The sequence below is a fragment of the Enterobacter sp. UPMP2060 genome (assembly GCF_053709655.1).
Window position 1 is genome coordinate 215,502 of record NZ_JBSKJQ010000006.1, and the last position, 12,995, is coordinate 228,496.

Genomic DNA, 12,995 nt, shown 5'->3' on the forward strand with positions numbered 1-12,995 from the left:
ATCACGGCTACATCATTAATACATTGCGTGCTGGACACGCCAACATCTCTTTATTGGGTACATCAGTCCGTGATAAGAAGTGCATCATAATTGAACACCCCACACTGCGCAATTTTTATACAGCGCTCAGGACTGATTAAATTTAAACAACGGCAGCAGGTAGCGCTGCGCCTCTTCCGTGATGGCCTCAAAGTACTCTGGCTCAAGCGTTCGCCATAAGCGCTGATACCAGACATCTTCACCTTCGCCCCGTACCATCATGTTACCTTCGTAGGCCTGCATAAATTTACTGCGCGCTTTCTGCAGTGACGCCTCATCCGTTAACATCGCATCATTCTGTGCGTCATAACAGGCTTTTATCCAGGCCCCGCCACTTTCCGGCAACAGCAGGAGCGGTTTGTTCATTCCCTGACGGTAGCCCTCAATGTACAAAGACAGATACCGTAACGCCTGCTCAGACTCCATCGGCGGGAAGCGCCATTCGCCCTCTTTGCGCACGAAAATCCGACTTTCACCTTTATGACCATCCGCACTGTAGACAAGATGTTCCAGCCAGAGTTGCAAACCCTGTGAAACGCTCAGCATAGAAGGCCGCCAGCGCAGCAGCCCGTCCGGCTGAACCTGGGTTAACCAGCCCGTGAGCTGTACACCATTGCAGTTGAGATCGATTTCAATACTTTTCCCTGGCTGTCGGCACGCTCTTACGCGCTCTGCCAGGGCGGTCATCTCCTGACACTGCGCCTCCCACACAATTTCTCCGAACGCCCCATAGGGCAGCTGTCCTGCAGCACGGTAGCGGCGGTAAAGTTTGTCCGCATCTTCCTCTTCAACCAGCGCATTCAACAGCTGCAGGTTTAACTGGTAGCGCTCCAGCCCTTCCAGCGTAAAAGGCTCTGCATCAGGAATTTCACTCTCTTCAGAACGGAAGTTGACCTGCAATCGCTGCTGGAAGAAGGCGCGCACCGGATGCGCCCAAAACCGCTGAAGCTGTTCGAAGGTCAGGGTGTCGACAGGGCGCGGGTCAAGCTCCTGAATGAAATCGGTATGCGCACTCCCCTCCTTTTTCGCCGCCGGTAGCCACTCCTGGGCATAGCTCTGGCGCTCGCTGGGCGTGTAGTTCACCGGGTCAAACGGCATGCGGCTGTGGAAACAGGTGATATGGGCTTTCACCCTCTTCTCGCTTTCATCGCAGTTGCGATCTTCATCCCCCGGCAGATAGTGACTCTGGCCTATATAGTCCACCAGCTCCTGCACCAGAACGGAGGGAAAACGCTCGCTGTTGTCCTGAATGGAACGGCCGATATAGCTGATATAGAGCTTACTCTGGGCGGAAATGAGCGCCTCAAGGAAGAGGTAGCGGTCATCATCGCGGCGGCTACGGTCGCCCCGCTTTGGATCTGCGCTCATCAAATCGAACCCCAGCGGCGCCAGCGCGCGCGGATAAACGCCGTCGTTCATGCCAAGCAGACAGACCACTTTAAACGGGATAGAACGCATTGGCATCAGGGTGCAGATATTGATGGGGCCTGCCAGGAAACGCTGGCTGATTCGCTCCTGGTCAAGCCGCTGCGTTAGCTCATCCCTCAACAGCGACAGTGGGATTGCCTCCTGATAATGGGAATTCACGCCTTCATCGACGATCGCCTGCCACTGCGTTTCAATCAGTGCCATTGCCGCTTCGGTGTCACTGTCTGGCAGGAAGAAATCATTAAGCAATGCCCTGCAAACCGGGAACCACGCTTCAAGCGGACGCGGCTGCATCAGCTCGTGTCGCCAGCGGTTAAGCTGCATCAGGAGTGATGCTAAATGCCCCACCAGTTCAGCAATTAACCCGCTGGACTCATCGTAAGGCAGCACCTCATTCCACTCGCCCTGGCTGCTCTCCATGGCGTAGCCCAGCAGCATACGCGTCAGGCCAAAACGCCACGTGTGCTGCCCGGTTGGAGGAAGTTCGAACTCCTGAACGTTATCGTCATCGATCCCCCAGCGTACGCCAGATTCATTCACCCACTGGCGAAGGTAGCGCAGCCCCTCTTCATTGATGTTGAAGCGTGCAGCCAGCACGGGAACATCCAGTAACGCCAGGACATCTTCGGAGATAAAGCGGCTATCCGGCAGTGAAAGCAGAGTGATAAAGGCCTGCAGTGCCGGATGCGACTGACGGGCACGACGGTCAGAGATAGCGTAAGGCAGATATCGCTCGCCCGTCGCACTGCCAAAAACGGCCTGGATGAAGGGACTGTAGCTGTCGATATCCGCCACCATCACCACAATATCGCGTGGCGTCAGTTCGGGATCGTCCTGCAGCATCGCCAGCAGCTGGTCGTGAAGCACTTCGACCTCACGCTGAGGGCTATGGCAAACATGGATCGCGATGCTGCGATCGTCAGCATCCAGCTTGCGCTTGCTGTCGCTGCGTTCGAATTCTTTCGCCGTCACGCCCATCACGGCACGGTTTTCCAGATCGAGGATATCCAGCTGAATATGATGCAGCAGGCTATCCGGGGCAATATCGACAAAGGCATCCACGTCACCTTCGCCTGATGAAGTGATGTCTGAAAGCATGTGAATGTAGTCACGCCCCAGCTTCCCCCACGAGGCAAGCAGTGGATTGGGCAGGTTCTGGATACCGTCTTCATCAAAAAGCTGCCCGGCAGTCGAGCCGTCTTTAAACAGCGGGACGGAACGTTCTTCAAAAAGGCGCTTTCGTTGGCGAGTCACCAGCCGCGCAAGCCAACGTTCGTCGAGGATATCCCCCCAATACTGTCGGCAAGGGTTGGTGAACAAAATATGAATATCAATATGTTTACCCAGCGCGTTCAACGCCTTCAGATAAACAGGCGGTAATGCGGATATCCCGCAGATAAAAACGCGTGACGGCAGTCGGGCCGGGCGCTCCGACGCATTCTCGAGTATGGAGATAAACCGATCGTACAGGTTGGCACGGTGCCACTTAGGCTGCCCAAGTTTCTCCGTATGCTCTACCAGCGCTTTCCACAGCGGTGCCTGCCATATTTGCGCCTCCGGTAGCCCTTCAACCAACTCGCCCGCTTCCCAACGAATTAACCAGTCAGAACGGTAAACAAGGTATTGATCGTAGAGATCGGCGGTGCGCGACGCCAGCTGGAACAGCTTGCGCTTATCGGTATCATCATTGAGGTAGTGGCGCAGCATGGCGAATTCATCGTGCTGCAGCATTTCCGGCAGCAGCGCCATGAGCTTCCAGCTCATGCCTTGCTTGTTGAAGGCGCTCTGCTCCGGGATGTCCGGCAACACGCGCACAAACATCTCCCAGATAAAGCTCGCGGGCAGCGGGAAATCAATATTTGCGGCTATGCCAAATTTACGGGAAAGCGACATTTGCAGCCACTGTGCCATACCGGTGCTCTGCACCAGCACCATTTCAGGCTCAAAAGGATCGTCAAGCCGCTCGCGCTCAACGATAAATTCCATCAGCGCTTCCAGCACATCCAGACGATTTGAGTGGTAGACCCTTAACATAGACGCTCCCGACTACTGGCTAACCGGGCAATGCAGGCGCGTTATCTCACCGCGCCGCCCCAGAGGAGAAATAAGTGTGACCGTGATGCTGACACATCCTGCGTGCGTTGTCTGCCCCCGACTGGCCTGCCAGCCAGCCGGGAGAACATTTGTTGAGAGCTGAGACTGATTCCAGGCATGATGCCAGAGCTGTCGATACTGGTTAAACAGGGTAAACCGAGCCGCCAACGCCCGATGATAACCGGACAAAGCCGTCACGACGATCACCAGCAGCATCATCGCCAGCAGTACCTCAACCATGCTAAACCCTTTTTCTCTGTTCACGGCAGCTGGCATAACGCGCTCTCCTTAAGGGGACAAAAATCACTCCAGCCGTGAGGCGAAAAGCGAACGTTCCCGTCGACAATCTCTCCTGAGCGCCAGAGCAGCAGGTCGCTGTCTCCGGCAATCAGCAGCACACGCGCCCCACTCAGCTGGCGCAAACACGCTCGCCACGCAGGAGTCTTCTTGCACTGAACCTGTGGCTCTGACGACCAGCTCTGAACTCGTCCCCACTCAAGCGCGGACTGCACCGTCGCCTGCTGCTGAAGCGAACGGCTCTCACCGCCGACGAGCGCGCTAAACGTTGTGAGCTGCTGATTGAGACCGGTGAGGATCAGGGTACCGAGCACCAGTAAAAGCAGAACCATCGCCAGCGAAGACATGCCGCGTTGACGATTCACAGGTTGTACCCCGTGACCGTATACAACGCCTGCCAGGGCTCCCCCTTCTCGCCTTTACGAATCGCCGCCAGTTCGATATTCACCTCTGGCGCAAAACCGGCATGTTCCACTGTCCTCACCACAAAATGCGCGATAGTAAGCCTGTCCGGGTCCGTGAGCTTTTCCCATCCTTTTCCTTCACATGAGGTCGCTCCACGCTGGGTTTCAAGCGCACCAGACTCCAGTCGAAAACCGGTGCAGTCATTTTCTGATGCGCTGTTATCCCAGCTGCCGTTACTGTTGGCATCCCACCGCACAATGACGCAACTTCCTTGCCTGGCTGTCACCAGCGCCTGTCCCTGACAGTTTCCCGCGCAGTACCCCGCACGCTGGAGCTGTTTGCCCAGGGCGAACAGGTGGTGCCAGACCTCTTCCTCCAGTTGTCTCTGGCCGGATTGCGCTAAGACCGCACGCTGCAAGCCGGGTAAAAAACGCGATGCGCTTATCAGCAGGAGGCTGCTAATCGCCGTGGCAATCAGAACTTCAGTCAGTGAGAAACCTCGCTGCTTCATCGACATGAACCTCCCGCAGAGACCTTACACATCCTGATGCGTCCTCCATTTGAGACAATAATCAGCCATTCTCCTGCACGACTTTGAACGCGTATCCGCCCTGCCCATGCCGTATCCTTTAATCCATAGAACGCGAGCGACGGCGTTACCTCGCCGATCGCGACCTCAGGCCAGAGTGGTATCAGCACAAAGGGATTGCCCTTCTCACAGCCTTGCGCGGCAGAGCTCAGCAGACAATCCATGCCTCCCATCCGCTGATAGGTAATTTGATGGTCGCGGTTGTAGCGGTTGGCATGATTGCGCAGAAACAGCAGGTAATCTCGTACCTGACTGGCGGTTTGCCACAGCCGCTGCTGCCGCTGCCAGCTGTCCCAGCCGTAAAGACCTGAGGCGCTGAGGATAACGACAAGCGAAATCGCGACCAGCGTTTCGATAAGCGTAAAACCGTTCTCTTTTTTCATATCGGGAGTGTGGCGAAGCGCGGTGAACATGACGAGCGACGGATCCTCGTTTTACGAGGCGTTATCCGGAGAATCAGGAGTGTTGCAGCGCGTTGCACGCTTTCTGGATAGCGCTTAGGGAAACGGGATAAAGCCGAAAAAAAACCGGCGCTAAACAGCACCGGTTGTGTCACGCTTTATCGCATCAGATAGCGACGGGCGCTTTGATGCCCGGATGCGGGTCATAACCCTCAATCTCGAAATCATCAAAGCGATAGTCGAAGATTGATGCCGGTTTGCGTTTGATAATCAGCTTCGGCAGAGCACGCGGTTCGCGGGTCAGCTGGAGATGCGTCTGTTCCATATGGTTGCTGTAAAGATGGGTGTCACCACCGGTCCAGACAAAATCGCCCACTTCCAGATCGCACTGCTGCGCCATCATGTGGACCAACAGCGCATAGCTGGCAATGTTAAACGGCAGGCCGAGGAACACGTCACAGGAGCGCTGATAAAGCTGGCAGGAGAGCTTGCCGTCAGCGACATAGAACTGGAAGAACGCGTGGCAAGGTGCCAGCGCCATTTTATCCAGTTCGCCGACGTTCCAGGCGGAAACGATGATTCGGCGCGAGTCCGGATCGTTTTTCAGCTGGTTCATCACGGTGGTGATCTGGTCAATATGGCGGCCATCAGGCGTTGGCCAGGCGCGCCACTGCTTGCCGTAAACCGGGCCCAGGTTGCCATTTTCATCTGCCCATTCGTCCCAGATTGAGACGTTATTTTCGTGCAGATACGCAACGTTGGTATCGCCTTGCAGGAACCAGAGCAGTTCATGAATGATCGAGCGCAGATGGCAGCGCTTTGTCGTCACCAGTGGGAAGCCTTCTTGCAGGTTGAAGCGCATCTGGTGGCCAAAAATGGAGAGCGTACCGGTGCCGGTGCGGTCGTTTTTCGGCGTGCCCTCGTCGAGCACTTTTTTCATCAATTCAAGATACTGTTTCATGGTTCCTCAGGAAATTTGTTGCTGTGGACGACGACGATACGCCCAAATCATCATAATGGCACCCGCGACAATCATCGGAATGGAGAGGATCTGCCCCATGCTGATGTACTGTACCCATTCGCCGGTAAACTGTGCGTCTGGCTGACGGAAGAACTCGACGATAATACGGAATGCGCCGTAGCCAATCAGGAACAGGCCGGAGACAGCACCCATCGGACGCGGTTTGCGGATAAACAGGTTGAGGATGATAAACAGCACCACGCCTTCCAGCGCCAGTTCGTACAGCTGAGACATATGGCGCGGCAGCACGCCGTAGGTATCGAAAATGGACTGCCACTCCGGGTGTGATGGCAGCAACGCGATATCTTCTGCGCGGGAGCCCGGGAAGAGCATCGTGTACGGCACGCTCGGGTCGACGCGGCCCCACAGCTCACCGTTGATAAAGTTACCCAGACGGCCAGCGCCCAGCCCAAACGGGATCAGCGGTGCGATAAAATCTGCAACCTGGAAGAAGTTGCGTTTGGTGCGTTTGGCAAAAATCACCATCACCAGGATCACCCCAATCAGGCCGCCGTGGAAGGACATGCCGCCGTCCCACACGCGGAACAGATAGAGCGGATCGTTCAGGAATACCGGGAAGTTATAGAACAGCACATACCCAATACGGCCACCGAGGAACACGCCGAGGAAGCCCGCATAGAGCAGGTTTTCAACTTCGTTTTTCGTCCAGCCGCTGCCCGGACGACTGGCGCGACGGCCAGCGAGCCACATGGCAAAAATGAAGCCCACCAGGTACATCAGACCGTACCAGTGAAGCGAAACAGGTCCTACTGAGAAAATGACCGGATCAAATTCCGGAAAATGCAGATAACCACTGTTCATCTGTCACCACAAGATGTTGTTATTCCGCTGAAAGTGGACAGCGGTAGAAATGCGATTCTGCCGTAAGCAGAGGCTCCAAAGTTGCGAATCATAGCACAAGGCTGGCGCGGAGGATGCGCCAGAGATGTAAAAGATGTGTATAGGGTTTTATGCGCGCTGGAGCCCTCTCCCGGAGGGAGAGGCAGAAAGATGATTAGCGGCCGCCGCGGATCAGGCCGCCCATACCGCGCCGTTCCATAAACGCCGCGACCTGATGACGAACCTCAGCGGCCAGCTGCGCGTCAAGGCTGCGTTCAGCCAGCTCGCGGGCATCGTTGATGTCGATATGCCGCAGCAGGTACTTCACGCGGGCGACAGCGCGACCGTTCATCGACAGATGGCGGTATCCCAGACCAATCAGGATCGCAACGCACATTGAATCCCCGGCCATTTCACCGCACAGGCGTAAATCAATGCCGTACTGTTCCGCTTCACGGGCAATCATCGCTAACGCGCGAATGATCGCCGGATGCAGGCTGTCGTAGATACTGGCGACGCGGGTATTGTTACGGTCGACGGCCAGAATATATTGCGTCAGGTCGTTCGTGCCGACAGAGATAAAATCAACACGGTTTGCCAGCTGCGGCAGCATAAAGACCATAGACGGCACTTCAAGCATCACCCCGATCCGCGGTTTCGGGATCGCATAGCCGATCATCTCTTCCACTTCACGGCCTGCACGTTCGATCAGTCGCCTGGACTCGTCGATCTCATCAATGCTGGTGACCATCGGGAGTAAGATGCTGAGATTGCCCGTCGCCGCGTTGGCGCGCAGCATCGCACGCACCTGGATCAGGAAGATCTCCGGCTGATCGAGCGTAATGCGGATCCCACGCCAGCCCAGGCACGGGTTTTCTTCGCTGATCGGCATATAGGGCAGCTGTTTATCCGCGCCGACATCCAGGGTTCGCAGGGTGACAGGTTTGTCGTTAAACATCTGCAGCATCCCCTGATACTGCGCCACCTGCTCCTCTTCGGAGGGGAAACCGCTCTGCAGCATGAACGGGATTTCAGTACGGTACAGGCCAATACCGTCGATGCGGCTGCCAAGCTTTTCTTCATGCTCAGGGCTTAAACCGGCGTTGAGCATGACTTTGATCCGCTCACCGCTCTTAAGCTGTGCGGGCAGGTTAACGTCATCTTCCGCCAGCTTGCTTAATTCATTCTCTTCGCTTATAAGACGCTGGTATTCCTGGAGCAGAACTGGCTCAGGATCGACCAGCAGCTCACCGCGATAGCCGTCAACTACCAGTGTACGGCGGTGCAGTACCGACGGCTGGATATCCGCCCCCATAACGGTTGGGATACCCAGCGCGCGCACCATAATGGCGGCATGCGAGTTGGCGGCGCCATCGCGCACCACCACACCGGCCAGCCTGTCCTGAGGCAGTTCAGCCAGCGTCGTTGCCGAGAGCTCATCGGCGACCAGAACAAACCGTTTTGGCCAGGCATTCGGCCCCTGAATGGTGTCATCGAGATGGAACAGCAGACGCTGTCCCAGGGCGCGGAGATCTCCAGCCCTTTCTTTCAGGTAACCGTCGGTCAGTGCCGCAAATTGGTCGGCAAATTTTTCGATGACCTTCTTAACCGCCCACTCTGCGACCGAGCCTTTATCCACTTCCGCAAACAGCTCACGACGCAGACGCGCGTCGGAGAGCAGGTGCGAATAGAGGTCGAAGATGGCCGCCGTCTCTTTCTGTGCGCCTGCGGCAAAGCGCTTGCTGTAACGACGAAATTCATTCGCCGCCTCTTCCAGCGCGGCGGTAAGACGCTCTCGCTCAAGCGCTTCATCAAGCGTTGAGGCTTCGTAAACCTGCTCCATCAGCGGCAGCGTGGCGTCCATCCAGCCTTCCGCAATCGCTACGCCTGGTGATGCCGGAAGGGCACGAATGCGCGTATGGCGATACTGACCAAAGAGCGCGGCAAGCTGGGACTGGGAGAGGATCGCCGCCATCTGAGTGGCCAGCGTGACGAGGAAAGACTCTTCGCTTTCATCGTACTGACGTAGCTCGCGCTGCTGGACAACCAGCACGCCAAGCAGCTGGCGACGCTGGATAATCGGCACGCCAAGGAAAGCGCGAAAGCGCTCTTCTTTTACGGAAGGGATGTATTTAAAGCTGGGGTGTTTTTGCGCGTCAGCAAGGTTGATGGGTTCAGCCAGCCGCCCAACCAGGCCCACGATACCTTCATCAAATGCGAGCGTGACGGTGCGTCCACGTGGTTTTTTCAAACCACGGGTCGCCATCAGGTAATAGCAGCGCCGATCGTGGTCGGCCAGATACACCGAACAGACCTCGGTCTCCATCGCAAGACAGATGTCAGTGACCAGAATATTCAGCGCCTCGTTCAGACGCGGAGCACTGGCCACCTTCTCGACTATTTCTCGCAAGCGGGTGAGCATGATTTGCGTAGCTTAACCTCTTTTACGTCGCCAGGCAGGTGCGCTCTGCGGCTTAGGCGGGATCTCCTGAAGCTGCATTACCACACTTGCAAACTCTTTCATCACCCTACGGTAAACATCGCGTTTAAATGACACGACCTGACGAACAGGATACCAATAGCTCACCCAGCGCCAGCCATCGAACTCCGGCGTACTGCTGGTTTGCATATTGATGTCTGAATCGTTGCCCACCAACTGCAACAGAAACCACTTCTGTTTCTGGCCGATACAAACCGGCTTTGTGTCCCAACGCACCAAACGTTTCGGTAACTTGTAACGCAACCAGTTGCGGGTCGAAGCCAGGATGCGAACATCTTTTCGGCTTAAACCGACCTCTTCAAAAAGCTCCCGGTACATCGCTTGTTCTGGGGACTCTCCCGGATTGATCCCGCCTTGAGGGAACTGCCAGGAGTGCTGACCATATCGCCGGGCCCACATTACCTGGCCCTGACGATTACAAATTACTATTCCTACGTTCGGGCGGTAGCCATCGTCATCAATCACCGGACTACCCCAAACTAAACCTTATATATGAATGATTGTTTCACACTACAGGGAGGCGGTAAACCACTCTCTTACAGGGCTGCAACCTAATAACATTTGAATAACTCACAAATAAGTGCTGAGTTATAAACAGATGAGAGGTGGTGAAGGGAATTTTATTCACCTTTTCTGTGGATATAGTTGTGAAGAAGTGTCTGATTACCGATGAACAACCTCAAACGATGCAGTCTCCCCTTTTTCACCTTAATTAGATAATGCAATTATTTTCAAATAGTTAAATGTATTTCCATGAGCACAAAACAGAATATCGTGACGATCGTCACGTCAGGGATCGTCGTGCTGATGAAAGATCGAACAGCGTCGGTTTTATCCACAGATTGTGCCAATAAGTTAGTCACAATTTGTTTGAAAATTCGATTTTCATCGCACGTCAAGGCTGTAAATTGAAACAGTAGTCAGGGTTATGCCCAGTTATCCCATTTTTCTGTGGATAACATGGTGTAAGATCCTGTTCATTGTCAGTGACCAGATTTGAACAACCGGTTTTCTGAGTCTGGCAAAACGATTTCAAACCAATAAAAAAACATATAAATCATAGACATGGAATATTGGTACAGAAATAGTTAAACTCTATCCACAGGGGACAATTTCTTAGTTTATTTTTTAATCAAAAGGTTACCTTCATGCATCCGCTTACACCCTTGCTCTCACCGCCATCCAGCGAAGGTCAGTTGCTACAGCAGGCACGGCGTCTTGCAGGCTTTTCGCTTGGCGAGCTGGCGGCAATGGCAGGGCTTCAGATCCCGAAGGATCTGAAACGGGATAAAGGCTGGATCGGCATGCTGCTTGAGCTGTGGCTGGGTGCCAGCGCAGGAAGCAAACCCGAGCAGGATTTTGCAGCGCTTGGCGTGGAGTTAAAAACCATCCCTATAGACAGCCAGGGCAAGCCTCTTGAGACCACCTTCGTCTGCGTTGCGCCACTAACCGGCAACACCGGCGTGACGTGGGAAACCAGCCACGTTCGCCACAAGCTGAAGCGCGTGTTGTGGGTACCGGTCGAAGGTGAACGTCAGATCCCCCTGGCTGACCGTCGCGTTGGCGCGCCGCTGCTCTGGAGCCCGAACGACGATGAGGAGCAACAGCTGCGTCTGGACTGGGAGGAGCTGATGGACATGATTGTGCTTGGGCAGGTAGAGCGCATCACCGCCCGACACGGAGAAGTTTTACAATTGCGCCCGAAAGCGGCCAACAGCAAAGCGCTTACCGAGGCAATCGGCGCGAAGGGTGAGCCGATACTGACGTTACCGCGCGGTTTTTATCTCAAAAAGAATTTCACCGGCGCACTCCTTGCCCGTCATTTCCTGTTAAAAACATAGTTTTTTACTTATTTTGCGAGCTCTCAAACATAATCGACTGCTTTTTAAGATTTTACCGCTTCCTCAAGTCGCCATATCGGGTTAATACTAGATTATGATTTGATACGCGCCAGATGAGGACGATAACGATGAAAAAATGGGCAGTGTTAGTTTCAGCAGTCGGTTTAGCGTTTGCCGTATCGGGCTGTAGCAGCGATTACGTCATGGCGACAAAAGATGGTCGAATGATCCTGACCGACGGCAAACCCGAAGTCGACGATGATACCGGTCTGGTCAGCTACCGCGACCAGGAAGGCAATAAAATGCAGATCAATCGCGACGAAGTATCGCAAATTATCGAGCGATAAACAGATAAAGGTCAGTCGCTTGCTGGCCTTTTTGATTTTTTTCTTCCCCTTTTGCTTCCCCTCTGCCATGTTTATATTCCTTTGTCGGGCACGCCCTGACGCGGTCTATAAGTCTACTGAGGAAGCCGGCTATGCATTATCACCGTATCCCCCACAGCGCTCTGGAAATTAGCCAACTGGGGTTGGGCACGATGACATTTGGTGAACAAAACAGCGAAGCCGATGCCCATGCACAACTCGATTACGCCGTCAGCCAGGGGATTAACCTGATTGATGTCGCGGAGATGTACCCTGTTCCGCCACGTCCTGAAACGCAGGGACTTACCGAAACCTACGTCGGTAACTGGCTGGCAAAACGCGGCAACCGTGAAAAGCTGGTGATTGCCTCAAAAGTCAGTGGCCCCGCGCGCAACAACGATACCGGGATCCGCCCGAATCAGATCCTCGATCGCAAGAATATCCGCGCCGCACTGGACGCCAGCCTGAAGCGCCTGCAAACCGACTATCTCGACCTGTATCAGGTGCACTGGCCGCAGCGGCCAACCAACTGCTTTGGTAAGCTCGGCTACAGCTGGAATGAGAGCGCCCCCGCCGTAACGCTGCTGGAAACGCTGGAAGCGCTGACCGAGTGCCAGCGCGCGGGAAAAATCCGCTACATTGGCGTCTCTAACGAAACGGCCTTTGGCGTAATGCGCTATCTGCACCTGGCAGATAAACACGATCTGCCGCGTATCGTCACCATCCAGAACCCGTACAGCCTTCTTAACCGTAGCTATGAGGTGGGTCTGGCCGAAGTGACGCAATATGAAGAAGTGGAACTGCTCGCCTATTCTTGTCTCGGCTTTGGCACGCTGACGGGGAAATACCTGAACGGCGCGAAACCGGCCGGGGCGAGAAATACCCTCTTTAGCCGCTTTACCCGCTACAGCGGCGAGCAGACACAGAAAGCCGTTGCAGCCTATGTGGATATCGCAAAGCGTCACGGTCTTGACCCTGCACAGATGGCGCTGGCCTTCGTGCGTCGTCAGCAGTTTGTTGCCAGCACCCTGCTGGGCGCGACCACAATGGAACAGTTGAAAACCAATATTGAGAGTTTCCATCTGAACCTGAGTGAAGAGGTGTTAGCGGAGATTGAAGCGGTGCATCAGGTTTATACGTATCCTGCGCCGTAATAAAAGCAAAACGGCAACGCA

General features: G+C 54.8%; 12 protein-coding genes. 3 read left to right on the forward strand and 9 right to left on the reverse strand.

What is annotated here, in order from left to right; all coding sequences use genetic code 11:
• Positions 1 to 126 precede the first annotated feature (126 nt).
• The 9 genes from recC to rppH all read right to left on the reverse strand — a co-directional run bounded on the left by recC (position 127) and on the right by rppH (position 10,079).
• On the reverse strand, positions 127 to 3,501 hold the full coding sequence (gene recC / locus ACWKXN_RS14640) for an exodeoxyribonuclease V subunit gamma (protein WP_454543961.1): 3,375 nt from the start codon (positions 3,499 to 3,501) through the stop codon (positions 127 to 129).
• Positions 3,502 to 3,513: 12 nt separating this feature from the next.
• Entirely contained in the window at positions 3,514 to 3,837 is a 324-nt protein-coding gene (locus tag ACWKXN_RS14645; RefSeq protein ID WP_023309042.1) for a prepilin-type N-terminal cleavage/methylation domain-containing protein, read from the reverse strand.
• A complete protein-coding gene (locus ACWKXN_RS14650; RefSeq protein WP_039263328.1) occupies positions 3,822 to 4,223 on the reverse strand; it encodes a DUF2509 family protein in 402 nt (133 codons plus the stop codon). The genes ACWKXN_RS14645 and ACWKXN_RS14650 overlap by 16 nt, the downstream gene beginning before the upstream one ends.
• Positions 4,220 to 4,780 (reverse strand): prepilin peptidase-dependent protein, encoded by a 561-nt coding sequence (locus ACWKXN_RS14655; protein WP_454543962.1) that lies wholly within the window; start codon positions 4,778 to 4,780, stop codon positions 4,220 to 4,222. Before ACWKXN_RS14655 ends, ACWKXN_RS14650 begins: the two co-directional genes overlap by 4 nt.
• Complete coding sequence (locus ACWKXN_RS14660; RefSeq protein ID WP_454543971.1) at positions 4,771 to 5,235, reverse strand: prepilin peptidase-dependent protein; 465 nt, start codon at positions 5,233 to 5,235, stop codon at positions 4,771 to 4,773. Before ACWKXN_RS14660 ends, ACWKXN_RS14655 begins: the two co-directional genes overlap by 10 nt.
• 184 nt (positions 5,236 to 5,419) lie before the next feature.
• Positions 5,420 to 6,214, reverse strand: coding sequence for a thymidylate synthase (thyA, locus tag ACWKXN_RS14665; protein WP_014885081.1), 795 nt, complete (start codon positions 6,212 to 6,214; stop codon positions 5,420 to 5,422).
• 6 nt (positions 6,215 to 6,220) lie between these two features.
• Positions 6,221 to 7,096, reverse strand: coding sequence for a prolipoprotein diacylglyceryl transferase (gene lgt, locus ACWKXN_RS14670; protein WP_048979864.1), 876 nt, complete (start codon positions 7,094 to 7,096; stop codon positions 6,221 to 6,223).
• A gap of 193 nt (positions 7,097 to 7,289) precedes the next feature.
• The gene (ptsP, locus tag ACWKXN_RS14675; RefSeq protein WP_023309047.1) at positions 7,290 to 9,536 is read right to left on the reverse strand and encodes a phosphoenolpyruvate--protein phosphotransferase; all 2,247 of its coding nucleotides are present in this window, start codon (positions 9,534 to 9,536) and stop codon (positions 7,290 to 7,292) included.
• Between the two features lie 12 nt (positions 9,537 to 9,548).
• Positions 9,549 to 10,079, reverse strand: coding sequence for an RNA pyrophosphohydrolase (gene rppH / locus ACWKXN_RS14680; protein ID WP_013098553.1), 531 nt, complete (start codon positions 10,077 to 10,079; stop codon positions 9,549 to 9,551).
• Between the two features lie 683 nt (positions 10,080 to 10,762).
• Between rppH and mutH the strand changes: the two genes are divergently transcribed.
• The 3 genes from mutH to ACWKXN_RS14695 all read left to right on the forward strand — a co-directional run bounded on the left by mutH (position 10,763) and on the right by ACWKXN_RS14695 (position 12,974).
• Positions 10,763 to 11,455: a DNA mismatch repair endonuclease MutH gene (gene mutH / locus ACWKXN_RS14685; protein WP_033146444.1), complete on the forward strand. Its 693-nt coding sequence runs from the start codon at positions 10,763 to 10,765 to the stop codon at positions 11,453 to 11,455.
• Positions 11,456 to 11,583: 128 nt separating this feature from the next.
• Positions 11,584 to 11,802 carry a YgdI/YgdR family lipoprotein gene (locus tag ACWKXN_RS14690; RefSeq protein WP_008499668.1) on the forward strand — a complete coding sequence of 73 codons (219 nt, stop codon included), beginning with the start codon at positions 11,584 to 11,586 and terminating at the stop codon, positions 11,800 to 11,802.
• A gap of 131 nt (positions 11,803 to 11,933) precedes the next feature.
• Positions 11,934 to 12,974, forward strand: coding sequence for an NADP(H)-dependent aldo-keto reductase (locus tag ACWKXN_RS14695; RefSeq protein WP_454543963.1), 1,041 nt, complete (start codon positions 11,934 to 11,936; stop codon positions 12,972 to 12,974).
• Positions 12,975 to 12,995 lie beyond the last annotated feature (21 nt).

What these genes read in the sequence shown, in the direction of transcription:
- recC (WP_454543961.1), bottom strand. Translation starts at nt 3,501, where the DNA reads ATGTTAAGGGTCTACCACTCAAATCGTCTGGATGTGCTGGAAGCGCTG.
- ACWKXN_RS14690 (WP_008499668.1), top strand. Translation starts at nt 11,584, where the DNA reads ATGAAAAAATGGGCAGTGTTAGTTTCAGCAGTCGGTTTAGCGTTTGCC.
- ACWKXN_RS14695 (WP_454543963.1), top strand. Translation starts at nt 11,934, where the DNA reads ATGCATTATCACCGTATCCCCCACAGCGCTCTGGAAATTAGCCAACTG.
- thyA (WP_014885081.1), bottom strand. Translation starts at nt 6,214, where the DNA reads ATGAAACAGTATCTTGAATTGATGAAAAAAGTGCTCGACGAGGGCACG.
- ptsP (WP_023309047.1), bottom strand. Translation starts at nt 9,536, where the DNA reads ATGCTCACCCGCTTGCGAGAAATAGTCGAGAAGGTGGCCAGTGCTCCG.
- ACWKXN_RS14660 (WP_454543971.1), bottom strand. Translation starts at nt 5,235, where the DNA reads ATGAAAAAAGAGAACGGTTTTACGCTTATCGAAACGCTGGTCGCGATT.
- ACWKXN_RS14655 (WP_454543962.1), bottom strand. Translation starts at nt 4,780, where the DNA reads ATGTCGATGAAGCAGCGAGGTTTCTCACTGACTGAAGTTCTGATTGCC.
- ACWKXN_RS14645 (WP_023309042.1), bottom strand. Translation starts at nt 3,837, where the DNA reads ATGCCAGCTGCCGTGAACAGAGAAAAAGGGTTTAGCATGGTTGAGGTA.
- lgt (WP_048979864.1), bottom strand. Translation starts at nt 7,096, where the DNA reads ATGAACAGTGGTTATCTGCATTTTCCGGAATTTGATCCGGTCATTTTC.
- mutH (WP_033146444.1), top strand. Translation starts at nt 10,763, where the DNA reads ATGCATCCGCTTACACCCTTGCTCTCACCGCCATCCAGCGAAGGTCAG.